Origin of the sequence: Bacillus cereus group sp. BfR-BA-01523, from assembly GCF_022662615.1 — a bacterium.
GTDB lineage: Bacteria > Bacillota > Bacilli > Bacillales > Bacillaceae_G > Bacillus_A > Bacillus_A mycoides.
In genome coordinates, this window is sequence record NZ_JAKUDX010000010.1 from 74,068 (window position 1) to 99,214 (window position 25,147).

Genomic DNA, 25,147 nt, shown 5'->3' on the forward strand with positions numbered 1-25,147 from the left:
TTTTAGAAATGGAAGGCAGGAAAAGTAGTATTTTATAGAAAGGAGGATATAGATGAATGAGTTAAACAAAAATATTGGAGAAAATATATACGTTAAATTAATCGGTGAAAAAAGATTTAAAGGTGTATTAATTGATGTAGGAAATGATATTGTAGTTCTTTACAATGGACAAGACTATGTATATATATCTTTATACCATATCCAGTATTATAAATTTTTAAGAGAGCATGATGAAGAAATATTAAAGCCTGGTGTGGACTCTGTAATTAAGAGGGAATCACCTTCAATTTCTTTGAGAAAAGTATTAATCACATCTAAAGGGATTTTTACAGAAATTTATGTGGCAGGAAATGTTCCGATACACGGTTATGTTACAAGTGTGATGAACGATTATATTGTTTTTTATAGCCCTGTTTACAAAACTGTATATATATCTTTAAAGCATTTGAAGTGGTTAATTCCTTATAAAGAGAACCAAGTGCCTTATTCCCTCAATAAAAATGAACTCCCCGTAAATCCATTAAATATTACTCTAGCTAGAACTTTTGAAGAACAGCTTATTAAAATGTCAGGGAAAATTATGGTGTTTGATTTAGGCGAGGAATCTAATAAAATCGGAAAGATGACGAAAATTGATGAAGGGCATATTGAAATATTAAAAGCACGTGACGCAAAAATGTACGTGAATATTCAACATGTGAAATCTGTCCATTGTCCGTAGGCTAGTTGAAAGGGCTGGCTTTTTCTTTTATATATAGGGAAGAAAAGGTCGAGCCTATTTGTTTAATTCGATTTGGATATGAGGGGGAAATGAATTGAATATCATATAGGTATGTTAGTGTGATCTTTGAAGGGGCAATCTTGTACTAAAGGTGTACGAGCTACCTTTTTGTGTATTCAACTCACTTTTGAGGAAGTGCTGCTCAACTACTTTATTAAAGGGGTTTTGTTTGTGGAGCAGTTTCCAGATTCGTTTTCGATTACATTACTTGGCAGTGCTGGTGGAGCAGCAAAAGCAGTGTTAGCAATTTTGAATCAAGCGGTAGTAAATGAAAAAGATCCAATTTATGAAGTGATAAAGAATGTGAACTTCCATTTGGTGGATATAAAACAAAAAGATAAAAGTTATTATGATGAGTTGTTTCCAAATTTGAAAGAGCAATTTTTTTTATATGAAATAAACCTTCAAGATGTAGTCAAATTTAAACATCATTTAAAGGAAAAAAGAACGAAGGTTGTTATTGATGTTTCAGGTGCAGATACAATTAGGGTACTGAGTTGTTGCAATGACCTTGGCATTTGTTATATTAATTCGGCTTTGGAAAATGAGGCAGTAGATCAAGACGATAGTTTACTTGGTTTTCAGCTTACGGAAAGGTATACGAGGTTTGAGAAGGAGAAAGAAACATTTTTTACCAATACAAGAGCGATTATAGGCTCAGGTATGAATCCTGGTGTTGTTCAATGGATGGTTGTTGAGCTTATGAAAGAACGTCCAAATGAAAAGCCGCGAGCATGCTATATTGTAGAACATGATACTTCATTTTTGAATGATAAAGAGCTAATAAAACCTCATACACTTTATGCATCATGGGCAGTAGAGCGTTTTCTGGATGAAGCGATATGGAGTTATCCTATGTATATGAGTCATCATCGTCCACTTTACTTTTATGAGGATGTATATGCTTCAGAGTATAAAGTAAAGTTAGGTGAGAAAGAATTTTATGGTTGCTTAATGCCACATGAAGAAGTTTTAATTTTAGGGAAATCTTTTAATATGGAAGTGGGTTTTCTTTATCGGATCAATGAGTATACAACAAACGTAATTAGACAGAACTTAGATAAAGTGGAAGATTTATGGAATTGGAATCGTAAAGTATTTAATCCAGCAGAAGATGATATTATAGGAGAAGATTTAGTCGGTGTGTTACTCGTTTATGAACATAATGAGACATACATGTATAATGTAATGAATAGTAGCCAAGTTTTTCAAAAATATAAAACAAATGCGACGTACTTCCAAGTGGGGTGTGGAATTTATGCTGGCTTATGTAGTTTACTGTTAGATGCTTTTGGACAAGGCGCTTATTATGTAGAAGAATTATTATTAAATACTGAAAGTAAGTATGGGGAATATTTAAATTTATATATGAAGGATTTTGTAGTAGGACATAATAATTTCACAGATGGATTGCTAAATGATAGGGTAAGATGGATGTAAATTGTAACTGAAAAGGAAGGAGATGTATCTCCTTCCTTTTAGTATTAGAAGGTTACATGTTGTCCTGAAAGCAATTTCATAATTATAATTTAAAGAGATAACACTTGAAATGTTTTTTTGTATTGATCAAGAGGAGTTTTTATATGAACAAATACAAGAGCTTGATTTATGAAGAAAGAGAAGCTTTAAAAGTATTTATATTATTATTCTATATTATATTCTTTTTATATGACGTTATCTATTATTTTATTTATCCCGCTATGAATATTAATGAAGCAAGGGTAGGGTGGCCAGAAGGTGGTATGGGAATAGGTGTATATATATTAGTAATATCTTTATTTCCTATTTCAATATATCTTCAAAAACAAGGTTATGTATATTTTGTGAAATACTTATTTTTAATTGGGTACATGCTTATTGATCTTATTAATAACTTAATGATTTATTTACACAGTGATCGTGTTTTTGAAAATGGAAATATGGTTGAAATATTTTTAATTTTATTTGCACCGATTTTCGTGAACAGAAAATATTTTTATTTCGTTTCCTGTAGTGTAATTGGAAAATATGTATTTTTTACTTTGATATTACAAGATGTAAAAGTTGTGATTCCGCTTGTATTATGTATATTCTTTTTCATCATTTCGCATTCTTTATTAAAGAGATTTCAATCTTATGTAAGGACAGTTGTTGAGATGATGAACAGTATGAAAGAGACAGAAAATTTAGCGGTTATTGGGACTATGTCTACAACAATCGCTCATGAAATTCGAAATCCATTAACAGCTTTAAAAGGATTTACACAAATTCAAAAAGAAAGAAATCCTGAAGATACGATGAGCTATGAGATTATGCTGCAAGAAATTGAGAGAATTAATGGGTTTGTTAGTGAATTGATGTTATTAGGAAAACCGAAACCAACAAATTATGAATGGTGTAATATAGGGGAAATCCTTTTATATGTTGTACAGTTAATGGAAAGCTATGCGACTCAATATAAAGTGAAATTTAATTTGCAAGTAGATGGAAATTTACCCGTTATAAATGGTGATGATAAGCAATTAAAACAAGTGTTGTTAAACATCATCAAAAATGGAATTGAATCGATGCCAGGAGGCGGGAATATTCAGATTCTGGCATATGAAAAAGCTGGAGAGAACTTGTGTATTTCTGTTGAAGATCAAGGTCTTGGGATAGAAAATGAGAAAATAGAAAAGATCGGAAAAGCTTTTTATACAACAAAAGAGAATGGCACAGGTCTTGGATTAATGATTACATATAAAATTATTGAAGAACATCAAGGGAGTATCGCGATTGAAAGTAGTATGGGGATAGGAACGAAAGTGAAAATTTATTTACCAACAGTGTAGTGCATTAGACGAAATTACTTTTCAGAAAAGTGTTCTTGTTGTGTAAATATAAACATTTTATAAAATGTTTCAAGAAGGGTTTTTTTTATAAAAAACTTCGTTTATAATGGAGGAAAATATCGACATAGAGCTTTTAGCTCATGTAACGGTTCAGTAGTGTTATGAAAAGAAAAGAAGGGGTGCACGCGCATCCTTTTTTCTATGCGGATATGATGAAAGGGGTGGTATGATGGAATTAACATTAAATTCGACTGTATGTTTACACACGATTCAATTTCGAAAAGAGCAAAAGAACTATATTGTAAAAGATACGATTACAGGAGAGACATATGAAATGCCGCCACTTTGGATTGATGCACTAGCAATGATGCGTGACGGTTTTTTATTGGGAGAAATTGAGGAGAAATTAAAAGAAGAATATCCAGCAGAAGAAGTAAATATGGTAGCATTTACGAGGCAACTGTTAGAGCTAGAACTTGTCGAAATGGTAGATGGAGAAGAGATAGCTTGTACAAAGAAGAAAGATAAAGATTATTTAGCTTGGATACGCCCAAGGGTGGAGCAATTCTTTTTTAACTTAAATAAAAAATATAAAAGCAAAGGTCAAAAGTGATCTTTGCTTTTTTTGTAGACCATGTTTAAAAAATAACAGCGAATGCCCTTGCGAAAGCACCGTCACTATTTTTAATTTTTAAAGGTGCTGCTGAGAAAAAGAATCGTTTCGCTTTAATGGCATCTAAGTTTGTTAAGTTTTCAATTAAGTAAATATTATTTCCTAACAGTATGTGATGAATCGGTGATGTTTCTGTCGTTACCTCATCAGGAGAAATAAAATCTAAACCGACAGATTTTACTTTTAATTGAACTAGTTCTTCAGCTAATTCTTCGGAAAGATAAAACGCTTCTTTCTCATAAGCTTCGGTATTCCATTTATTAGATAGATTGGAATGGAAAATGACAATATCGCCTTCTTTTATGTCGACAGTATGTAATACTTCCTTAGGTAATTTTCGCTCTTGAACATGAGTCACATCGATAAGAACAGCTTCGCCTACAAATTGATTTAGGGGTAATTGATCAATAGTGGTTGCGCCTGAAATGAAATGAGCAGGCGCATCACAATGCGTACCAACATGAACGACAGAATGAAAATTCGTAACTTGATAACCTGTTTCTTCAACGCTTGTAATGGCTTCTAGTTGGATTTTTGGTGTTCCAGGAAATTGAGACATATTATTTTCAAACGTTTGTGATAGATCAATTACTTTCATTTTACATACCTCCAATATATTTTTTTCAAATAATAAAAAGCCCACCCTTCATAATCAAGAAAGATGAGCTTTACATACTAGTTGAGTTTTATCTTCCAAAATGCAATGCATTTTGCAGGAATTAGCACCTATTCAGTTTGCATAAACTGAGGTTGCTGGGCTTCAAAGGACCGGTCCCTCTGCCTCTCTTGATAAAGGTTTATTCGGTTTTAAATTCGGAATATTTGTGATATTTAAATTGTAATTCATTTCCTTTTTTCGTGCAATACAAATTAGGTGTTCACCCAAATAAAGTTGCTCGCATATTGTAGCTTATGTAAGTAGAATGCTGCGAAGGAGTGAGTGCAGTGACGGGGAATGTATTGAATTATTATGCCGGTGGAAATACAGCTAGAGGATTTCACAGCTTATACGAAGAGAATTTGAAGGGGCTAGACAGGTTGTTTATTTTAAAGGGAGGCCCAGGAACGGGAAAATCTTCTTTAATTAAGGCAATAGGTCGTGAATGGGTTGAAAAAGGATATGATATTGAACTTTTGCATTGTTCTTCTGATAATAAGTCAGTTGATGGAGTGATTATTCCGAAATTAAAAGTAGGAATTGTTGATGGAACATCACCGCATGTTATTGAGCCGAAAATGCCAGGAGTTATTGAAGAGTATATAAATTTAGGAGTTGCTTGGGACTCAGATAAATTAAGAAAGCAGAAGTTAGAAATTGAACGGTTTGTATTAGAAGCGGGCAAGGCTTTCAAATCTGCTTACGGATGTTTTAAAGAGGCGTTAGTTATACATGATGAGTGGGAGAAAATATATATTAATAACATTGATTTTAATAAAGCAAATGAACTAACAGATCAGCTAATTCAGAAATTATTTGCAGATAAAAAGGGAAAACAATCGATTGTGAAACATCGTTTTTTAGGAGCTGCTACACCGAAAGGAGCAGTTGATTTTGTTCCTAATTTAACAGAAGGATTACCACATCGTTATTTTATAAAAGGACGCCCGGGTTCTGGAAAATCAACAATGCTTAGAAAGTTATCGAAGGCAGCAGAAGAAAAAGGTTTTGACGTTGAAGTATATCATTGCGGATTTGACCCGAATAGTCTTGATATGGTTATCGTAAGAGAATTAGGATTTGCAATTTTTGATAGTACCGCACCACATGAATATTTTCCAAGTCGCGAAGGTGATGAGATTATAGATATGTATGCTCTTATTGTTAAACCAGGGACGGATGAGAAGTATGCTACAGAAATTCGTGACGTTTCCATTCAATATAAAGCAAAAATGAATGAGGCAATGTCTTTCTTAGCAAAAGCAAAATCAGTTCGTGATAAATTAGAACGAATTTATATTGCTGCTATGGATTTTTCAAAAGTGGATGCATATAAAGAGGAGATTCAAAATGAGTTTGAACGCATTGCGGCTACTGTAATGGAAAAGAAAAAATAGGTGCTTTATTGAGCTGTCAGAAATTTTCTGACAGCTGTTTTGGTATATAGTAAAATTAGTCGTATATTTGTCGAATTACCAGGGAAATAATCAAAAAATGGAGATGGTATGAAATGAGAGAGAAAATTGAATTAGAACTAGAACGAATTGAAAAAGAGAATGATGTGAAAATTTTATTTGCAGTGGAATCAGGGAGTCGTGCTTGGGGATTCCCATCGAAAGATAGCGATTATGATGTTAGGTTTGTTTATATACATCCAGTAGAATGGTATTTATCAATTCATGATAAGCGTGATGTAATCGAATATCCAATTAGTGATGATTTAGACATAAGTGGTTGGGATATTAAAAAGGCATTGCAACTGTTTGCAAAGTCAAATCCAGCGTTACTCGAATGGATTCGATCGCCGATTTTTTATTCGAAAAACTCGAACCTTCCAGAACAGCTTCAGCAAATGAGTGAAAAGGATTTTAATCCGAAATCAACGATATATCATTACTTACATATGGCTTCAAAAAACTATCGTGAATTTTTACAAGGTGAAAATGTAAAGTTGAAAAAGTACTTTTACGTATTACGTCCTATTTTAGCTTGTAAATGGTTAGAAGAGAAAGGGACATTGCCCCCAGTAGAATTTGACCGGTTAATTATGGAATTATCAGTCGAGCCTAGTGTATTAGATGAAATTGAAAAGTTGTTAATAAAGAAAAAAGCAGGTACGGAATTAGATGTTGGATTGAAAATTGAGGTGTTAAATCAATTTTTAGAAGAACAAATTGATTATTATGAGCAATACGTGAAAGGGATTGAAAAGGGATTAGGGATTGATATTGAGAGTTTGAATACATTATTTCGAAATATGTTGTTTGAAGTATATGAAAAAGAGCACAAGTGAGTTTGTGCTCTTTTTTATCCCGCATTAACGGGCAGTAAGACTCCCACCTCAAGATTCGGCTGGAGCGAAGAAGTTAGGTGGGAGGTCAACTGCCCGTAAACGCCCGATTGGTGAGGGCTGATTAAAGTTTCACTTTATTTTGTAGGAATAAAGAAAACAGATATAGCTGCGATAAGACCTGCAAAGGAGAATAAGTAAAAATTCCACGCCAAGTCATATTGCATTGTCATAATAATACCGACAAGAATAGGGCCAGCAATCGCACCAACTCGGCCAAGTCCAAGTCCCCAGCCTAAGGAGGTAGCTCGTATATGTGATGGGAAGTATTGTGTTACATAAGCATTTAATATTTGAGTAATACCGACTGATCCAATTCCAGTAAGACCAATTAAAAGATAAATGATTGTAACAGATGGTTCAATTGTTAATAGTCCAATACATATGGCTGCCATAAGATAGGAGATACTAATAACAATTTTTGCTCCTATACGATCGGCAATCGCTCCAGCAAATAATGCACCGATAGCTGCAGTAATATTTAGTATAAGTAGAAATGATAAACTAGATCCAAGAGGGTATCCTGCCTGGCGCATCATCTGTGGTAGCCAAGTATTTAAACCGTATATTAAAAACATTCCCATTATATAAGTGAGCCAAAAAAGTAGTGTTGCTTTTATGTAATCTTTTGAGAATAACGTAAGAAATCCATTTTTCTTTTGTATATTAGATGGTGTTTCAGGAATTTCATCTTTTACATGGAGTTCAATTTGAAAGCGATTAAGAATTTTATTCACTTCTTCTTGTCGATTTCGCGATAATAAAAATTGAATGGACTCAGGTAAATAACGAATAATGAAAGGAATGAGGAGTAGCGGAATCATTCCGATGCCAAACATAATTCTCCATCCGAAATCTTCTAGCATGAACATGGATAAAATAGCGCCTAACACGATACCTAAAGGATAGCCGGTAAACATAAGAGCATAAATAAAAGATTGCCGTTTTTTTGGTGAATATTCAACAGTAAGTGCTGAAGCCGTTGGGATAACACCGCCTAATCCGATTCCTCCGATAAATCGAGATAACCCAAATAATTCAGGAGAAGGAGCAATTGCAGCTAAGCCCATTGTGATAGAAAAAAGGGCTAAACAGCATATAAGTGTCCATTTTCGTCCAATTAGATCTGTAATGGTTCCAACTAGAATAGCACCAATAAACATCCCAAATAAAGCATAGCTGGCAATTGTTCCAGCGTGGGCTGGTGATAGTGCCCAGCTTTTGTCTTCTAGGAGCTTTGGCAGAACGGCGCCGTAAATACCTAAATCATATCCGTCAGCTAGAATGGCTAGCCAACAAATAAAAACAACAAGTTTTGTAATAGAACTTGAAAAGATAGTTTCTGTAGATTCTAGATGAGGTGGAGCAGAAGGTTGCATAGTATTCACTCCTTTTATTTGTAGATGAATATATTATTTTATTTAATGTTAATATTTCCCTGCGTATGTCGAAATTTATATGAAAAGGTGTCATGAAAAATAAAAAAGTTCAACAGGATTCCCGTTGAACTTTTTTGTTTTTTATTCGTTATCAACTCGCTTTAATGGTTGATCTGCTGGACCTTCCATAACATCCCCATCAATTGAAAAACGGGAACCGTGACAAGGGCAATCCCAAGTACAATCACCGCTATTCCATTCAACTTCACAGCCGAGGTGTGTGCAAGTTGTATCGACGATATGTAATTTTCCTTCTTTATCTTTATAAGCACCTGCTCGTTTACCGTTGACATGTACAACAGAACCTTCGCCAACTTCAAGATTTTCTGGCTTACGTAATGCGGTTTCAATTTTTCCTTCAATTAAGTGTTTAGCAACATCAATGTTCTGAGAGAGGAAAGTTTTTATATCCGGATTTGCATGAAAGCGTGATGGTGCAAACAGTTCTTTATATGGGCTGTGGACTTTTAGAATGGAGTCCTTCAGTAAATGAGCTGCTGCAGTTCCAGTCGTCATTCCCCATTTACGATATCCAGTTGCCACAAATATATTTGGATTCCTTTCGTTAATATGTCCGATATAAGGGAGTTTATCTAGCGTGATTAAATCTTGCGCTGACCATCTATAAGGAATTTCATCTACTCCAAAAGTAGATTCAGCAAAGGAATATAGTGCATCATAATGAAGCATCGTATTAATTCCTTGGCCTGTTTTATGGCTCTCTCCGCCAATCAATATCAACTTTTCTCCATTGCTTGTCGTATAACGTATGGAGCGTTTTGGATCATCGATACTTAAATACATGCCCCCTGGATAATCCGTTTTTGCTTTTATTGCGAGGGCGTAGGAGCGTTCTGCGTACATTCGCGTAAAGAAAAAGCTATTAGCATCATAAAAAGGAAAATGTGAACAAGAGACAATATATTTACAAGTGATGCGATGGTCACTCTTTGTAATAACTTGTGGATAATCTCCTTTTTCCACATCAATAGCTGTTGTTTGCTCATAAACCTTTCCGCCCATCTCCACAAACTTTTCTAAAAGTACTTTTAAATAAAGGAGGGGATGGAATTGCGCTTGATTTTTCATCACAAGTGCAGATTGTACGGGAATAGGAATCGACAGGGATTGAACATAGTCGCAAGGAATATTTAATTTTTGATAGGCTTCATATTCTTTCGTTAAATTTCGCAGGCCATTATTGGTAGTTGTATATAAATACGAATCTTCATTTGTGAAATTACAGTCGATTTTATATGTTTGTACAGTCTCGTTTATGAATTGTAGAGCTTTACTATTTGATTCGTAGTAAAGCCTGGCTTTTTCAACACCAAAATTGTTTATTAATTCATCATAAATAAGATCATGTTGAGCTGTTACTTTTGCGGTTGTATGCCCAGTTGTTCCATTTAAAACAGAACCAGAATCAATTAAAACGACTTTCATTCCTTCTTTAGCGAGTAAATAGGCGGTGGTAATGCCTGTAATACCAGCTCCGATAACAGCAACTTCTGTCTTTATATTTTCGGATAAATGAGGAAAAGTAGGAAATTGAGTAGATTCAATCCAATAGGATGATGGTAACTGCGGAAATGTGTCATCTGTCATTTTGAAAACCTCCAAATTAGAACAATTTTCCTTTTAATATTTCCATATTATATGGAATTCATGTATGTTGTTTTCGTAGCGTTCTATTTTTACTAAACGAAAGAAAAAATATTTTAATATAATTATTTTATTGGGGCAGTATGAAGAAGTAGGATTTATATAAAGATAAATTCAAGTGATTCCATTTGTTGATTACATAGAGAGTTCTTGAATAAGATAGAGTCTATGTTGTTTAAGTGGATATGTATATATAGCTGATAAAGCCTTATGAAATCTATGCTTTTTCTTTAGTGAAATAAAGTATAATTATAAAAATATAACCAACTTTTATTACTAGGTCATAAAAGTTGTTGACAATATAGAAATTCTATTGTTATGATTCATCATGTGGAAAGGTTGATAGAGAGTAAAGAGAGAAATGTTTTTCATTGATAATAAAAGCGAAAATTAAGTGACGATAGAGTGAGTATATTTTCCTTATGATAAATGCTTTTTGGATCACGTAGTAAAATCAATCTGGAAGCAAGAATTGATATATGCAAGTTGCGCGGGGCGCGGCATAAGAAAGGGGCAAAAGGATGAAGGAGCTTCATACGTTTGGGTGGTATGCAGCACGTGTAGCACCACATTTGCCGAAAAAAGCATTTAAACCAGTTCCTAATCGATTATTTGGTGGACTGGCTTATTTACTTGTGGCATTGGCTGGTTTAATAACGATCGGTGTATTTGAATTGAATGTGTGGGCAAATCTAGGAATTGCAATTGTTCTTGGATTATGTTTTGCTTCACTTGGATTTTTAGGACATGAAATTTTACATGGAACAGTTGTAAGAAAGGCATGGCTTCGTGATTTTTTAGGTGCGATAGCATTTATGCCATTATCAACTGGCCCAAAACTTTGGAGAAAGTGGCATAATGCAACGCATCATGTTCACACACAGCATGAAGAGAATGATCCAGATGCATGGCCGACATTTGAGAAACTGAAAAAGAGTAAGTTTTTGAGTTGGGTATATCGCATGCCTCTTCATGTACGTTCATTCTTTAGTTTCCTGTCACTAACAATTCAATTTACGTTACATTCGACTCGAATGTTCTTTCATTTTATAAAAGAATTTAAGTCATCCAATCAAAAATCTGTATGGCTTCAACTTCTTTTGCCCTGGACAGTTTGGATTAGTTTATTGTTTATTATGGGACCTACAAAGTGGTTCTTTGCATACGTGATTCCGTTGTTAATTGCTAACTTTATTGTAATGGCGTATATCGCAACAAATCACCGCTTAAATCCTATTGTTCCAGTAAATGATCCTTTAGCAAACTGTTTATCAGTAACAGTACCGCGCTGGGTAGACGTTTTACATTTCAATTTCTCATACCATACAGAACATCATCTGTTTCCTGCTATGAGTTCTAAATACTATCCATTAGTAAAAGATAAAATTAAAGAAATGTGGCCGGAACGCTATCACGAAATGCCGATGACAAAAGCTTTGGCAGCACTTTGGAATACACCACGTGTGTATTATCACGGAAGTGAATTAGTTGATCCGCATAGGGAGCATTTCTATGGTTCTTTAGGAAATGGATTGGATCCTCATAATATTTCATATCGTGAGGAACATATAGAGGAAAAAGAGACTATAAAAAAAGTAAATCAATAATAGACATATTTTACGATGAAAAAGCAAGCTCTCTTAGAGCTTGCTTTTTGTTATAAAGAGACTTCTTTCTTGTTCTTCGTCTTGACCTGGACAGAGTTATTTTCTTTTCGTTGTAGTCGTTTTTCTAGAAGACTAACAAGATAAGTAAATAGAAGAACTAGTGCGAGATAGTATACACCAACAATGATATATGTATCTAATTGCTGGAAGTTACCTGCGGCAATTGATAAACCGGATCCCCATAATTCGGACATTCCTACATAAGCGACAAGTGAAGAATCCTTTAATCCAATAATAAATTGGTTCCCTAGAGGGGGAAGAGACAGACGAAATGCTTGTGGTAATATAATCCGGCGCATCGCTAAAGGGTAAGGCATCCCTAAAGAGCGAGCAGCTTCCAATTGTCCACGATCAACGGACTGAATGGATCCGCGGAAAATTTCAGTAATATATGCACCGTTATGGATTGCTAAAGCAATTGCTCCTGCCCAAAAAGGAGTGAAGACAATAATCGATGTAATACCGAAATAGAGAATGGCAATTTGAACAATTAAAGGTGTACCACGAATAATGGCGATATATACATGAGCAATACTATTTAAAACCTTATTGTTAGAGATTCGAAAGAAAGCGACTAGTAATCCAATTAGTGAACCGAGTAATAGGGATGTTAATGTTAATTGTAATGTGACAATAGTAGCCTTTAAGAGTGTGGGATAGGTAGAGATAAAAATTTCAAACATATGTGTCACCTCATATTGTATGGATTTTAGTAGTGAATGAAGTGCCCCACATACAAAGTGGGGCATGATTTATGAAATCTCTAAATGGCTAACTTACTTTGTTTTTGCCTCGTCTCCAAGAATATTACGCCCAAACCATTTTTTACTGATCTTTTCATAAGTACCATCTTTAATGATTTCATCTAAAGCTTTATTTACTTTCTCAACCATTTCTTTATCATCTTTACGAATAGCAATTCCCATTTCATCAAGATTTAATGGTTTTCCAGCTTCTTTTATATTTGATTTACCTTCTTTGATCATACGTAAACCGACCATTTGATCAGTGATTACTGCATCAATACGTCCAGGCTCTAAGTCCATAAGTGCAGTAATATCGCTATCATATTCTGTGACTTGATCTGTATGTTTTGCAACAAGGTCTTTAAAGGTACTAGCTTTTACAACACCAATTTTCTTACCTTTCAAATCTTCTGGAGAAGAGATAGATGTATTCTTTTTAGCCACAAAAATTTGGGCACCAGAGCGATAATAAGGATTGGAGAAACTAACAGCTTTTAAGCGTTCTTCTGTAATTGCCATACTGCCCAATATAGCATCATATTTTTTCGATTGTAGACCTTGAATTAGCGTTTCCCATGGATTTGTAATAGGAGTGGGTTTCATATTCATTTTTTTCGCAAGTGCCTCACCAATTTCCACATCAAAACCGGCAAGCTTTCCGTCATTTTCTTTATAGTTAAAAGGTTTATATAAGCCACTCATCGCATAACGAAATTCTTTTTCACCATTTGAAGAAGTAGTAGCACTTTCCTTACTACAGGCTCCTAGTATGAAGGATGTACATAATGTAATACTCGCAACAATGGTTAATAGTTTTCTTTTCATAAAACCCCTCCTATATATTGATCATACGGATGGTTTTATTAAGTATGTTACTGAGATATTTTATTTGGACAATTAGTTGTGCACCGTATGGATGTATTTCTTTTCATTTGAAACAGAAGTTACATTATAAAACGTTACGTAAAAATTGTTTTGCTCGTTCATGTGATGGAGCTGAAAAGAATTGTGCTGGCGGAGCGTCCTCTACAATCTTTCCGTCATCCATAAATATGACGCGATCAGCTACATCTCTTGCGAAATTCATTTCATGAGTAACAATAATCATGGTCATTCCTTCTTCAGCAAGTTCTTTCATAACTTGCAATACTTCTCCAACAAGTTCAGGGTCTAAGGCTGAGGTAGGTTCATCAAATAGCATAATTTTAGGGTTCATAGCAAGAGCTCGTGCAATCGCAACGCGTTGTTTTTGACCACCTGAAAGTAGGTGAGGAGTTACATCCGCCTTATCTTGTAGGCCGACTTTTTGTAGGAGTTGATTCCCAACATCCTTCGCGTCTGCTGTCTCCAATTTTTTTACGTGAATAGGTGCTTCTATGATGTTTTCTAGTGAGGTCATATGAGGAAAGAGGTTAAAGTGTTGAAAAACCATACCGACATTTTCACGGACTTTGTTTAAATTTGAATGCTTCGGATCAATTCGTTCACCTTGTAAGTGAATTTCACCTTCATCGTACATTTCTAAAAAGTTAAGACAGCGAAGTAATGTACTTTTGCCGGAACCACTGGCACCGATTAAAACAACAACTTCTTTTTCTTTTACTTCTAAATCAATTCCTTTTAAAACATCAAGTGAGCCAAATGATTTTACTAGATTTCGAACTTGAATCATACAAAACCCCCAGTCAAAAATATATTTTACAAATGTTGCCCCTTATTTCTGTTATTAGTCATAAATTGTCAGAATCCTTTATTTTTTTCGGGGGATTTAATATTCAAAGAAATAATGATTTTTAAAATCCCTATATCTTTCTATAACGAAAATATGGATAATAATATATAGGTAGTACTTATATTGCTTATAAGAAGGGGGAAAGAAGAGATGGGAAAAGAAAGAAAAACATTTTCCTTTGGCTTGCGTATACAGCTTATGTTATTTACTACAGTTTTAGCTTTCATTACATATTCAACAAGTATAATTTTCATTTACGTTATATATGATTACTTTCAAGGTTATGTAAGTCAAACTGTTTATAATATTATCGTTATGTTGTTAGGTGTAGTATGGTCTGGAATTTTAGCGTATGGGGCAGCAATATTTTTAATTAAACCACTTCGAAAGTTGGAAGAAGCAGCAAGGAAAGCGGCTGAAGGTGATATTCGTGAAGATGTCCCATTGCCAAAGACCGATGATGAGATTAATTCTTTAAGTGTTGCATTTAATATGATGCTAGGGAACTTAAGGGGCATGGTAAAAAATATCGATACTACATTTTCGTATACAAATAATCAAGTTCAGCAAATTAGAAAACAAACAGGTGAAGCGACAAAGCAAGCACAAGGTGTGTCTGAAACTCTTGCGGAGATTTCTTCCGGTGCCGAGCAATCAGCAGCATCGATTCAAGCGATCGTTTCTACTGTTGATACAACGACTTCTATTGCAAATGAAGTAGAAGGAAAAGCAAAACAGTCTGACGAGTTGTCTTCAGAAATGGTTCAAGCTTTAGGACAAAGTACACGTGTCTTTACTTCTTTAATTCAAGGCATTCAAACATTGGCGAGAGAAAATGAAGATTCGATGGAAAATGTACAGAAATTAGAAGAGCGAATGAAACAAGTTGAACACATTGTTTCTGTTGTGAGTGAGATTGCTAGCCAAACAAATTTATTAGCACTCAACGCTTCTATTGAGGCAGCTCGTGCAGGAGAGCATGGAAGGGGCTTTGCGGTTGTAGCAGAAGAAGTACGTAAACTTGCTGATGAAAGTGATCATTCCGCAAGAAACATATCGCAGTTATTACGGAATATGCAAGATGAAGTACAGCAAGTCGCATTGAAAATGACAGAGCAGGTGAAGACAGCTAAAGAAGAGGCGAAACGCGGAGAAGCTACTGAATTAATTTTAAAAGAAATGTCATCGAGTATTATGGAAGTTGCCGATGCAACTAAGCAAATTAGTAGCTATATGAACGAACAAGTGAGTCACATTCATCAAACAGGAGCACAGACGAAGGCTGTAGCAGCAATTGCGGAAGAAACGTCAGCTGGTTCACAAGAAGTGGCACGTGTGACATTGCAACAGTCTAAAAATATGATAGCAATCGATCAATTATTAAAAGACTTAGAGATGCAATCAGCGGATTTGAAACAAACGATTGAACGATTTTCAATGTAAAAGAGAAGAACAGAATGCTGTTCTTCTCTTTTTTAGCTAGATTTAATATCTACAGTTAAAAAGTATAAACTATGAACGTTTCCGCAACATTCGTTTCTGTCCCTTTCGGATGAAAATTATAGCGAGCTATAATATTAAAAGGGGTGTCTTTTATGAAAAAAGAAAAAAGACAACGATTAATTAAACAATTTGTAAAGGAGTATGAAATAGAGAAGCAAGAAAGATTAGTAGAATTGTTAGCAAAAAAAGATGTATTAGTAACACAAGCTACAGTTTCTCGAGATATTCGTGAGTTAAACTTAACGAAGGTACCTTCTCAAGAAGGATTAATGATATATAAATTTTTCTCAGAAGAGCATTTACAAACTGATATAAAGTTAAAGAAAAAATTACGAGAGGTTGTTGTAAAAATTGATTGTGTAGATCAATTAATGGTTATTAAAACATTACCCGGTAATGCACATGTTATTGGTGCTTTGTTTGATGAGTTAGATTGGAAAGAAAAAATAGGATGTATATGTGGAAATGATACATGCCTTATAATTTCTCAGTCGAAATCAGATAGGGAGATTTTAGAAGAAAGGTTAAATTTAATTATTTAGATGCAAAATCCTGTTTTTAATAAAAATTAAAAACAGGATTTTTTTAAAAATACGGAAGTTAAATATTCAGCATATATGCGTAATATATGTATTTTTTTATTGAAAAAGCGGGATGGAATGTTATAAAAATACAAATTTATATGATTTTAAAAAAATAACTTGTTTAATATTTCACAATGATAATGTGGATGTTTTCACAAATATGAAAGCGCGTAGCATTTATTATGTACTTGTAAGACATCAAACATATTTAAAAGGAGGTACAACAAATGAAGCATCCGATACATGTTACTTCAGAAATTGGGGAATTACAAACAGTTTTATTAAAACGACCTGGTAAAGAAGTGGAAAACTTAACGCCAGATTATTTGCAACAATTATTATTTGACGATATTCCATACTTACCAATTATTCAAAAAGAGCATGATTATTTTGCACAAACATTACGCAATCGGGGTGTTGAAGTTCTTTATTTAGAAAAACTAGCTGCTGAGGCATTAGTAGATAAAAAACTTCGAGAAGAATTTGTTGATCGTATTTTAGAAGAAGGACAGGCTGACGTAAATGTTGCACATCAAACTTTAAAAGAATATTTACTTTCCTTTTCAAATGAAGAATTAATTCAAAAAATTATGGGTGGTGTACGGAAAAACGAAATTGAAACAAGTAAGAAGACACATTTATACGAATTAATGGAAGATCATTATCCGTTTTACTTAGACCCAATGCCTAATTTATATTTTACTCGTGATCCAGCAGCTAGCGTGGGCGATGGTTTAACGATAAATAAGATGAGAGAACCGGCGCGTAGACGTGAATCATTATTCATGGAGTACATCATTAAGTATCATCCAAGATTTGTAAATCACAATGTGCCAATTTGGCTAGATCGTGATTATAAGTTTCCAATTGAAGGTGGCGATGAGCTAATTTTAAATGAAGAAACAATTGCAATTGGAGTATCTGCCCGTACGTCAGCTAAAGCAATTGAACGTTTAGCTAAAAATCTTTTTAGCCGACAAAATAAAATTAAGAAAGTGTTAGCAATAGAAATTCCAAAATGCCGAGCATTTATGCATTTAGATACAGTGTTTACAATGGTTGATTATGACAAGTTTACAATTCACCCAGCCATTCAAGGGCCAAAAGGAAATATGAATATTTATATTTTAGAGAAAGGTCCAGATGCGGAAAATCTTAAAATTACACATCGTACTTCTTTAATGGAAGCATTAAAAGAGGTATTAGGTTTAAGTGAATTAGTTCTTATTCCTTGTGGAGGAGGAGATGCAATTGCTTCCGCCCGTGAACAATGGAATGACGGTTCTAATACATTAGCAATTGCGCCAGGTGTAGTTGTTACATATGATCGCAACTATGTATCCAATACTTTATTAAGGGAGCATGGTATAGAAGTCATTGAGGTGCTAAGTTCGGAATTATCTCGTGGTCGTGGGGGTCCACGTTGCATGAGTATGCCAATTGTTCGTAAAGATATTTAGTATAAATAACGGAGAAAGTAGGGATGAAGTATGTTAATGACTAGACCAAATTTAAAAGGAAGAAGTTTTCTAGCTGAAAAAGATTTTACACAAGAAGAATTATTATATTTTCTAGATTTAGCAGCAGAATTAAAAGAGAAAAAGAAAAACGGTGTCCCACATCATTATTTAGAAGGTAAAAATGTAGCGCTATTATTTGAAAAAACCTCTACTCGTACGCGATGTGCATTTACAGTAGCATGTACGGATTTGGGGGCGAACCCTGAATATTTAGGGAAAGGTGATATTCAGCTTGGGAAAAAAGAATCCGTAGAGGATACAGCAAAAGTGTTAGGACGCATGTTTGACGGAATTGAGTTTCGTGGATTTAATCATGAAACTGTAGAATCTTTAGCACAAAATTCTGGTGTGCCGGTTTGGAATGGATTAACAGATATGTGGCATCCAACACAAACACTTGCAGATTTATTAACAATTAGAGAACATGTAGGGAAATTAGAAAATGTGAAGCTCGTTTACGTTGGAGATGGACGAAATAATGTTGCTAATAGCTTACTAGTTGGTGGAGCGATCGTTGGAATGGATGTACGTATTTGTACACCGGAATCTTTATGGCCAGAGCAAGAAGTAATTGATTTAGCAAAAAAGTATAATGAACAGGTAATGATAACAAGTAATGTGGAAGAAGCTGTTGCGAATGCAGATGTAATTTATACAGATGTATGGGTGTCTATGGGTGAGGAAGAAAAATTTGCTGAACGTGTCGAGTTATTGAAACCTTATCAAGTAAATATGAAAATGATTAAAGAAACAGGAAATGAAAATGTGATTTTCTTACATTGTTTACCCGCATTCCATGATGTTGAAACGATGTATGGTGAGGAAGTTTATGAGAAATATGGGTTGAGGGAAATGGAGGTAACTGACGAAGTATTCCGCAGTAAACATTCAAAAGTATTTGATCAGGCTGAAAATAGAATGCATACAATTAAAGCGGTTATGGCAGCTACTTTAGGAAACATGGAGTAAAGAAGAAAGGGAGTCTTCCTTTCTTCTTTCTCCTCCTTTAGACACTATCATTCACTATGGCTTTCGTATTGTTATTGCAATTAAAGAGAGGTGAGTGGAATGGATGAAGATAAGAAATTAGGGTTGTTTACATTAACGGCGCTTGTAGTGGGGTCTATGATTGGCGGTGGAGCATTTAATTTAGCAAGTGATATGGCAAAAGGTGCTGGTGCTGGAGCCATTATTATTGGTTGGGTTATAACAGGAATTGGGATGATTGCGCTTGGATTATCTTTTCAAAATCTAACTGTAAAACGGCCAGATTTAGATGGCGGTATTTTTAGCTATGCAAAAGCAGGATTTGGTAATTTCATGGGATTTAATAGTGCGTGGGGATATTGGCTATCTGCCTGGCTTGGTAATGTAGCTTACGGTACATTATTGTTTTCTTCATTAGGGTATTTCTTCCCCATCTTTGAAGGCGGTCAAAATGTAGCATCCATTATTGGTGCAAGCGTATTATTATGGTGTGTTCACATGTTAATTTTACGTGGAGTTCAATCAGCAGCACTTGTGAATTTAGTAACTACAATCGCAAAATTAGTACCTGTATTTGTATTTATTGTTATAGGGATCTTCGCGTTTCATATTGATACGTTTCTAGATGGATTTTGGGGACAAACTGGTTCTTTTTCATGGGGAGCGGTTGGCAGCCAAGTTAAAAGTACAATGCTTGTAACTTTATGGGTGTTTATTGGGGTAGAAGGGGCTGTTGTTTTATCTAGTCGAGCAAAAAATAGAAGTGATGTAGGGAAAGCAACGGTTATTGGCTTAATTGGTACACTCATCATTTACATTTTAATTACATTACTGTCTCTTGGACTTATGCAGCAAGCAGATATTGCTAATTTGAAAAATCCGTCTATGGCTTATTTATTTGAAAGTGTTGTTGGAAAATGGGGGGCTATCTTTATTAATTTAGGTTTAGTCATCTCTGTATTAGGTGCTTGGTTAGGCTGGACTTTACTCGCATCTGAAATTCCATATTTGGCGGCTAAAGACGGAGTATTTCCAAAATGGTTTGCAAAAGAAAATAAAAATAAGGCTCCAATAAATTCATTATGGATAACAAATGGCTTAATTCAAATGTTCTTATTAACATTCGTCGTTTCCGATCAGGCGTATAACTTTGCATTCTCTTTAGCATCTTCAGCTATTTTAATCCCATATGCTTTTTCAGCATTTTATCAACTGAAGCATAGCTTAAGGTCTGAAGAAGTGGATCGAAATAAAAATATAATAATTGGTTTGATAGCAAGTATTTATGGTGTGTGGTTAGTTTATGCAGCTGGTTTAGAGTATTTATTATTAACAATGACTTTATATGCGCCAGGTATTTTTATTTTTTACAATGTTCAAAAGCAAAAGAGTTCGAAGCAAATATTTACTCGAGTGGAATTAGCATCATCGGTAGCAATTGGTGCTTTAGCATTCTTTGCGATTTATGGATTAATTACAGGCAGTATTACTTTATAAAGCGCTGTGAAAGCGAAATTAACTGGAGGGCTGAAATATGGCACGAAGAAAAATTGTAGTTGCACTAGGGGGAAATGCGATACAGTCTGGAAAAGCTACTGCAGGGGCACAGCAAGAAGCATTAGAAAAAACAGCGGAACAACTTGTGAAAATAATGGAAAATGATGTAGATATAGTAATTGCGCACGGAAATGGCCCGCAAGTGGGGAATATTTTATTACAGCAAAAAGCTGCAGAAACGGAAAAGACACCTGCAATGCCATTAGATACTTGTGGTGCAATGAGCCAAGGGATGATTGGATATTGGATGGAAAATGCGATTGAAAAGGCATTGAAAAAACGGAATATAAAAAAAGACGTAGCAACGGTTATAACACGCGTTGTCGTGGATGAAAAAGATGAGGCATTTAAAAATCCAACTAAACCAATTGGTCCTTTTTATACGGAAGAAGAAGCAAGAAGATTAATGGAAGAAACAAAAGCAGTGTTTAAAGAGGATGCTGGCAGAGGGTGGAGACGTGTTGTTCCATCACCGAAGCCTGTAAGTATTCATGAGCATAAAGTAATTAATTCTTTAGTTGAGGATGGAAATATAGTGATTGCTGTTGGTGGTGGTGGAATTCCAGTAATTGATTCCGAAGAAGGGTTAAAAGGAACTGAAGCGGTTATCGATAAAGATTTCGCTGCGCAGAAATTAGCTGAATTAGTAGATGCTGATACGCTCGTAATTTTAACTGCAGTTGATCATGTGTATGTAAATTATAATCAACTGAATCAAAAGAAATTAGAGCATGTCACAGTGAATCAATTAGAAGAATACATTGTGGAAAAACAATTTGCTGCGGGAAGTATGCTTCCAAAAATTGAAGCTGCTATTAATTTTGTTAATACAAATCCAAAAAGAAAAACAATTATTACGTCTTTAGAAAAAGTATATGAAGCACTAGAAGAAAAAGCTGGTACTATTATTTCTAAACAGAATGTATGCATGTATGTTTAAATAATTGTGTGCGCTATTTATTAATAAAAAAAGAATGAAGTTAGTAACTTCATTCTTTTTATTTATTAATATGTTTTGTACTCATTGTTCATAAAGTTTTCATGATGAAATCCGAATATGTAAGTTAATTATGATAAAATTTAATTTGAATACGCTTTCTTAATTTTTCGCTCCAACATACAGCAAGAGAGAGGGAATTTTATGAATAGACGGAACGTAGTTAAAGACTTAAAACAATTTGAATTATTTGCTCATTTAACAGAAAAGAAATTGAAAGGTTTGGCGGAGTTTGTCTATTGGCGAACTTATAAAAAGGGTCAATTTTTATTTTTAGAAGGGGATTCAAGAGAAAGAATTTACTTCATGTTAGATGGTTTTGTAAAGTTAGAGCGGGTAAATCAAAGTGGAAATTTATTATATGATGACTATGTAAAGCGGTATTCTATTTTTCCTTATGGTGGTATGTTTACAGACAGAGGATATAACTATACGGCAGAAGCGATGACAGATGTAGAGGTATATTATATTCCGACAGTAATTTTCGAAGATATGGTGAAATCTAGTAGGACGCAATTAATGTACGTTGTTCAGCAATTATCATCAATATTAAAACTAAACGAAAATCGAGTGCAAAATATTACAATTCCTAATGCACAAGATCGAGTCATTCAAACATTAAATTATTTAATGCAGGATTTAGGAGAACAGAGTGGCGAAACGATTGTAATTTCATGCCCACTTACAACAATTGAAATATCAAAAATATCTGGGACGTCCCGAGAGACGGTTAGCGGCGTATTAAAACAATTAAAAAACGATAGTATTGTTACAATTCTGGATAAAAAAATTACAATACATAATCCAACATATTTTGAGGAGGTCTCTATGTGAAAATTGCATATTGATTTTCTAATTCATATTGTATATTAATAAGGTTCTTTATATATTTATAAGGGACTTTTTTACGTTATCCTCTATAAAATGATTGTATATTATGGTAATAATAGCTAAAATCGATAATAAAAAAGCAAAAGGAAGGGGAGAAGGAATGGTTCGAATTGAGTATGATCGATTAGTAGCTATTTGTTACAGTATAGGGGTTTTGTTATTATTAAAAATTCCAAACGATAATGAATTAATTGGGGAAAAACTATTCAATTTCTATAAGGTTCCGGTATATACATATATTTATATGGGTTATAAAGTTTCAAATATATTAATTGTTTCTTTCGTACTACATATAATCGCATTTATATTATTTGTAAAATGGCTAGTAAAAAAGAAATCTAGTACATTTAGAACAATGAATAAGATAAAAGTAGTAGGCATTGGTATTTTGATTTTAATGATGCCGTTTATTTTAAATAACATTCTCCATACATTGAATAAAACATGGTACTACGCAGGAAAAACAGGGGTAGAGGCGATAGAATATAAAAAAGAAGATAGCCAGTGTAGAATGGAGAAAAATGGAGAGGGTATCGAACAAAAATGCATTGTGACTTTAAAAAATTATCGTAATCATTCACAGGCATTAAAAGTTGTTTTATATGATAATGCAAACGAGAATTCAAAAGGTTATCCAGTACCGAAACCAGTCTATTTACAAAAACATGAGACAAAACAATTCGAATTTCAAATTCCTGTTGCTTATAATAGCGGTATTGAAAAAGATAAAGTACCAAATATTAAATTACATTCATTGCATAAAAATGATGAGAAATACAATTAATCCGTAATTGAAAGTTTATGAGTAGGAGCAATAATTTGAAAAGATATAGAAAATCAACTTGAATCATCCAACATGCTGTGAGGTAACGGCATATTGGATGGTTTTTTATTTTATCCCCTTTTTTACGTATGAAAGGGTGGGATACTTTGTTGAAAACGAAAAACATTACAAGGGTCATATGCTGTCTTCACTTTACGCAACCTTTGAAAATTAGAGCCATAATAACTAGTTTGCCAATTTTTTATGTCGATATCGGGCCAATTGACATAGTCTCCTAGTGTGTAAGGATCTAAGCTTTCTCTTAAATCTTTAACCCAGCGTATATTTCGATTTTCTTCATCGTTGCATTTCCAAGAAGTAATATATTCTTGAGCAATAATTGCCTTACGGTGGAAATAAGCTGTTTCATTAGGCGAAATGTTTTCCACAGCACCTACGAGTGATTGGTGCCAAATACTCGCATCTTTATTTGGTGCATGAGAAAGAAAATATTGTAAGATTTGAATACCTTTAAGAGGGATAGGTTTATATACGTAGGAACCAGAGCGTTTGAATTTTTCAGGAATATTGCCGCTATTAAAGAATTGAACAGCCTTTATATACGGGACTTCATCTATAAAGAGAGAAGGATTACCAGTTTCAAGAAGAGGAGATAATAGAGGATAGAGTTCAGAAGGAGAGCCGACAAATTCACCTTTCACCTCGATTTTATTTCGTTGTTTAGAGAATAATTCAATTGATGAAGTGAGACGTTCATCTATATAAGGTGCCCAGTTTTGCCAAGCTTGAAATGCAGCAATAAAGTCTTTCCATTCCCATGTAAGTGAGAAAATTGATACGTTTTTAATAGGGTGGACTCGAAAGGTTAAGGAAGTAATAATCCCGAAATTTCCACCGCCACCGCCACGGCATGCCCAAAATAGGTTAGGGTTTTCTTGTTCATTTGCACGAATGATTTTTGCACCAAATTTCCCGCACGCTTGTACCATTTCGACTTCTACTAATTGATCACATGTTAGTCCAAATAAGCGTGAAAGCATGCCAATGCCACCGCCGAGTGTTAACCCCACAATTCCGACACTTGCACTTGTGCCAGCTGGTATTGTAACACCATATTTCCAAAGTTCTTTATACACAGTGCCAAGATTTGCACCCGCTTCAATTGTTGCTGTTAATTTTCCTGTACTAACCGTAATTTGCTTCATTTCACTCACATCAATAATAAGCCCGCCATTTAAAAGAGAGAAATTTTCGTAGCTATGTCGTCCACTTCTTAAGCGAAATGGTATATGACGCTCACGTGCCCATTTTAAGGCGTTACACACATCATTTTTATTTTGACAAAAAACAATAATACAAGGAAATTTTGGAATGCTTAAATTTAAATTTATTCGGGCTATGTCATACCCAGGATCCGAGGGAACGACGATACGACCAGTTAATTTTGTTTGTTTCAATTTATATCTCCTTTCTGAAATAATATGAGCTTGTATTAGTATATGAAGAGTGTATTTAACACGCATGGACGAGAAGAAGAGAAGGGTTAGATTTATCCCGTTATTTGCGAGCGGTAAGACAATCCGGCTGAAAAAAAGAAGATAGGGCTGCTCGTAAAATCTCGATTGGTAAGGGCTAATAATCAGCGGGGAATGGACACCTCCTTAACGATTAAAGTTTCACTTTATCTTTGTGAGAAATAAATAAGGCATAAGAATAAGGAAACTACATAGAGTTCAATGAAAACAGTTGCAAACTATTCATATTTTGTTATGATAGTGTTACGAAAACGTTTGCATAAAAAAT

22 protein-coding genes, 1 pseudogene and 1 riboswitch are annotated in these 25,147 nt (G+C 34.4%); of the genes and pseudogenes, 16 read left to right on the top strand and 7 right to left on the bottom strand.

The window, feature by feature from the left end:
* Window positions 1–52 precede the first annotated feature (52 nt).
* The 4 genes from MR066_RS21335 (at window position 53) to MR066_RS21350 (ending at window position 4,204) form a co-directional block, all read left to right on the top strand.
* Entirely contained in the window at window positions 53–721 is a 669-nt protein-coding gene (locus tag MR066_RS21335) for an LSm family protein (RefSeq protein WP_002016710.1), read from the top strand.
* Window positions 722–952: 231 nt separating this feature from the next.
* On the top strand, window positions 953–2,221 hold the full coding sequence (locus tag MR066_RS21340; protein WP_242248446.1) for an S-adenosylmethionine decarboxylase related protein: 1,269 nt from the start codon (window positions 953–955) through the stop codon (window positions 2,219–2,221).
* Window positions 2,222–2,364: 143 nt separating this feature from the next.
* Window positions 2,365–3,591 carry an ATP-binding protein gene (locus MR066_RS21345; RefSeq protein ID WP_242248448.1) on the top strand — a complete coding sequence of 409 codons (1,227 nt, stop codon included), beginning with the start codon at window positions 2,365–2,367 and terminating at the stop codon, window positions 3,589–3,591.
* 229 nt (window positions 3,592–3,820) lie between these two features.
* Window positions 3,821–4,204 (top strand): hypothetical protein, encoded by a 384-nt coding sequence (locus tag MR066_RS21350; protein WP_033708170.1) that lies wholly within the window; start codon window positions 3,821–3,823, stop codon window positions 4,202–4,204.
* Between the two features lie 25 nt (window positions 4,205–4,229).
* Here the strand turns inward: MR066_RS21350 and MR066_RS21355 are convergent, their stop codons facing one another.
* Window positions 4,230–4,862, bottom strand: a complete 633-nt coding sequence (locus MR066_RS21355; RefSeq protein ID WP_002091277.1) for a cyclase family protein — start codon at window positions 4,860–4,862, stop codon at window positions 4,230–4,232.
* Between the two features lie 85 nt (window positions 4,863–4,947).
* Window positions 4,948–5,060: riboswitch (SAM riboswitch) on the bottom strand.
* 149 nt (window positions 5,061–5,209) lie between these two features.
* Between MR066_RS21355 and MR066_RS21360 the strand changes: the two genes are divergently transcribed.
* Complete coding sequence (locus tag MR066_RS21360; RefSeq protein WP_242248450.1) at window positions 5,210–6,319, top strand: PRK06851 family protein; 1,110 nt, start codon at window positions 5,210–5,212, stop codon at window positions 6,317–6,319.
* A 113-nt stretch (window positions 6,320–6,432) separates the two neighbouring features.
* Window positions 6,433–7,215, top strand: a complete 783-nt coding sequence (locus tag MR066_RS21365) for a nucleotidyltransferase domain-containing protein (protein ID WP_002191799.1) — start codon at window positions 6,433–6,435, stop codon at window positions 7,213–7,215.
* Between the two features lie 134 nt (window positions 7,216–7,349).
* Here MR066_RS21365 and MR066_RS21370 read toward each other — a convergent pair whose 3' ends face one another.
* Together MR066_RS21370 and MR066_RS21375 are read right to left on the bottom strand one after the other, a co-directional pair.
* A complete protein-coding gene (locus tag MR066_RS21370) occupies window positions 7,350–8,651 on the bottom strand; it encodes an MFS transporter (protein WP_242248452.1) in 1,302 nt (433 codons plus the stop codon).
* A 141-nt stretch (window positions 8,652–8,792) separates the two neighbouring features.
* Complete coding sequence (locus MR066_RS21375) at window positions 8,793–10,319, bottom strand: FAD-dependent oxidoreductase (RefSeq protein WP_242248454.1); 1,527 nt, start codon at window positions 10,317–10,319, stop codon at window positions 8,793–8,795.
* Window positions 10,320–10,897: 578 nt separating this feature from the next.
* Between MR066_RS21375 and desB the strand changes: the two genes are divergently transcribed.
* Window positions 10,898–11,983, top strand: a complete 1,086-nt coding sequence (gene desB / locus MR066_RS21380) for a Delta(10) desaturase DesB (RefSeq protein ID WP_002091268.1) — start codon at window positions 10,898–10,900, stop codon at window positions 11,981–11,983.
* 50 nt (window positions 11,984–12,033) lie between these two features.
* On the opposite strand, the gene MR066_RS21385 is transcribed toward desB, so the two are convergent.
* The 3 genes from MR066_RS21385 to MR066_RS21395 all read right to left on the bottom strand — a co-directional run bounded on the left by MR066_RS21385 (window position 12,034) and on the right by MR066_RS21395 (window position 14,461).
* Window positions 12,034–12,726, bottom strand: coding sequence for an amino acid ABC transporter permease (locus MR066_RS21385; RefSeq protein ID WP_002169270.1), 693 nt, complete (start codon window positions 12,724–12,726; stop codon window positions 12,034–12,036).
* 93 nt (window positions 12,727–12,819) lie between these two features.
* Window positions 12,820–13,614: an ABC transporter substrate-binding protein gene (locus MR066_RS21390; RefSeq protein ID WP_242248456.1), complete on the bottom strand. Its 795-nt coding sequence runs from the start codon at window positions 13,612–13,614 to the stop codon at window positions 12,820–12,822.
* Between the two features lie 124 nt (window positions 13,615–13,738).
* Window positions 13,739–14,461, bottom strand: a complete 723-nt coding sequence (locus tag MR066_RS21395; RefSeq protein WP_002029539.1) for an amino acid ABC transporter ATP-binding protein — start codon at window positions 14,459–14,461, stop codon at window positions 13,739–13,741.
* A 375-nt stretch (window positions 14,462–14,836) separates the two neighbouring features.
* Between MR066_RS21395 and MR066_RS27505 the strand changes: the two are divergent.
* The 9 genes and pseudogenes from MR066_RS27505 to MR066_RS21435 all read left to right on the top strand — a co-directional run.
* Window positions 14,837–15,022, top strand: a pseudogene (locus MR066_RS27505) (HAMP domain-containing protein); the annotation flags it as partial.
* 15 nt (window positions 15,023–15,037) lie between these two features.
* Entirely contained in the window at window positions 15,038–15,964 is a 927-nt protein-coding gene (locus tag MR066_RS21400; protein WP_472927094.1) for a methyl-accepting chemotaxis protein, read from the top strand.
* Between the two features lie 152 nt (window positions 15,965–16,116).
* A complete protein-coding gene (gene argR, locus MR066_RS21405) occupies window positions 16,117–16,566 on the top strand; it encodes an arginine repressor (RefSeq protein WP_033708744.1) in 450 nt (149 codons plus the stop codon).
* Between the two features lie 269 nt (window positions 16,567–16,835).
* Window positions 16,836–18,068 carry an arginine deiminase gene (gene arcA, locus MR066_RS21410; RefSeq protein WP_242248459.1) on the top strand — a complete coding sequence of 411 codons (1,233 nt, stop codon included), beginning with the start codon at window positions 16,836–16,838 and terminating at the stop codon, window positions 18,066–18,068.
* A 30-nt stretch (window positions 18,069–18,098) separates the two neighbouring features.
* Window positions 18,099–19,097 (top strand): ornithine carbamoyltransferase, encoded by a 999-nt coding sequence (gene argF, locus MR066_RS21415; RefSeq protein WP_002029543.1) that lies wholly within the window; start codon window positions 18,099–18,101, stop codon window positions 19,095–19,097.
* 99 nt (window positions 19,098–19,196) lie between these two features.
* Window positions 19,197–20,612, top strand: coding sequence for an arginine-ornithine antiporter (gene arcD, locus MR066_RS21420; protein ID WP_242248460.1), 1,416 nt, complete (start codon window positions 19,197–19,199; stop codon window positions 20,610–20,612).
* Between the two features lie 37 nt (window positions 20,613–20,649).
* A complete protein-coding gene (arcC, locus tag MR066_RS21425; RefSeq protein WP_242248461.1) occupies window positions 20,650–21,612 on the top strand; it encodes a carbamate kinase in 963 nt (320 codons plus the stop codon).
* A gap of 201 nt (window positions 21,613–21,813) precedes the next feature.
* A complete protein-coding gene (locus tag MR066_RS21430) occupies window positions 21,814–22,503 on the top strand; it encodes a Crp/Fnr family transcriptional regulator (RefSeq protein ID WP_088038295.1) in 690 nt (229 codons plus the stop codon).
* A 157-nt stretch (window positions 22,504–22,660) separates the two neighbouring features.
* Window positions 22,661–23,344 carry an ABC transporter permease gene (locus MR066_RS21435; protein WP_219300400.1) on the top strand — a complete coding sequence of 228 codons (684 nt, stop codon included), beginning with the start codon at window positions 22,661–22,663 and terminating at the stop codon, window positions 23,342–23,344.
* Between the two features lie 122 nt (window positions 23,345–23,466).
* On the opposite strand, the gene MR066_RS21440 is transcribed toward MR066_RS21435, so the two are convergent.
* The gene (locus MR066_RS21440; protein ID WP_201051107.1) at window positions 23,467–24,801 is read right to left on the bottom strand and encodes an FAD-binding oxidoreductase; all 1,335 of its coding nucleotides are present in this window, start codon (window positions 24,799–24,801) and stop codon (window positions 23,467–23,469) included.
* Window positions 24,802–25,147 lie beyond the last annotated feature (346 nt).

Excerpts from the sequence above, each read along its gene's own strand:
- MR066_RS21350 (WP_033708170.1), top strand. The coding sequence starts at position 3,821 with ATGGAATTAACATTAAATTCGACTGTATGTTTACACACGATTCAATTT.
- MR066_RS21345 (WP_242248448.1), top strand. The coding sequence starts at position 2,365 with ATGAACAAATACAAGAGCTTGATTTATGAAGAAAGAGAAGCTTTAAAA.
- MR066_RS21435 (WP_219300400.1), top strand. The coding sequence starts at position 22,661 with ATGGTTCGAATTGAGTATGATCGATTAGTAGCTATTTGTTACAGTATA.
- argF (WP_002029543.1), top strand. The coding sequence starts at position 18,099 with ATGTTAATGACTAGACCAAATTTAAAAGGAAGAAGTTTTCTAGCTGAA.
- MR066_RS21375 (WP_242248454.1), bottom strand. The coding sequence starts at position 10,319 with ATGACAGATGACACATTTCCGCAGTTACCATCATCCTATTGGATTGAA.
- MR066_RS21335 (WP_002016710.1), top strand. The coding sequence starts at position 53 with ATGAATGAGTTAAACAAAAATATTGGAGAAAATATATACGTTAAATTA.
- MR066_RS21370 (WP_242248452.1), bottom strand. The coding sequence starts at position 8,651 with ATGCAACCTTCTGCTCCACCTCATCTAGAATCTACAGAAACTATCTTT.
- MR066_RS21395 (WP_002029539.1), bottom strand. The coding sequence starts at position 14,461 with ATGATTCAAGTTCGAAATCTAGTAAAATCATTTGGCTCACTTGATGTT.
- argR (WP_033708744.1), top strand. The coding sequence starts at position 16,117 with ATGAAAAAAGAAAAAAGACAACGATTAATTAAACAATTTGTAAAGGAG.
- MR066_RS21355 (WP_002091277.1), bottom strand. The coding sequence starts at position 4,862 with ATGAAAGTAATTGATCTATCACAAACGTTTGAAAATAATATGTCTCAA.
- MR066_RS21365 (WP_002191799.1), top strand. The coding sequence starts at position 6,433 with ATGAGAGAGAAAATTGAATTAGAACTAGAACGAATTGAAAAAGAGAAT.
- arcA (WP_242248459.1), top strand. The coding sequence starts at position 16,836 with ATGAAGCATCCGATACATGTTACTTCAGAAATTGGGGAATTACAAACA.
- MR066_RS21400 (WP_472927094.1), top strand. The coding sequence starts at position 15,038 with ATGGTAAAAAATATCGATACTACATTTTCGTATACAAATAATCAAGTT.
- MR066_RS21385 (WP_002169270.1), bottom strand. The coding sequence starts at position 12,726 with ATGTTTGAAATTTTTATCTCTACCTATCCCACACTCTTAAAGGCTACT.
- MR066_RS21430 (WP_088038295.1), top strand. The coding sequence starts at position 21,814 with ATGAATAGACGGAACGTAGTTAAAGACTTAAAACAATTTGAATTATTT.
- desB (WP_002091268.1), top strand. The coding sequence starts at position 10,898 with ATGAAGGAGCTTCATACGTTTGGGTGGTATGCAGCACGTGTAGCACCA.
- arcD (WP_242248460.1), top strand. The coding sequence starts at position 19,197 with ATGGATGAAGATAAGAAATTAGGGTTGTTTACATTAACGGCGCTTGTA.
- MR066_RS21390 (WP_242248456.1), bottom strand. The coding sequence starts at position 13,614 with ATGAAAAGAAAACTATTAACCATTGTTGCGAGTATTACATTATGTACA.
- arcC (WP_242248461.1), top strand. The coding sequence starts at position 20,650 with ATGGCACGAAGAAAAATTGTAGTTGCACTAGGGGGAAATGCGATACAG.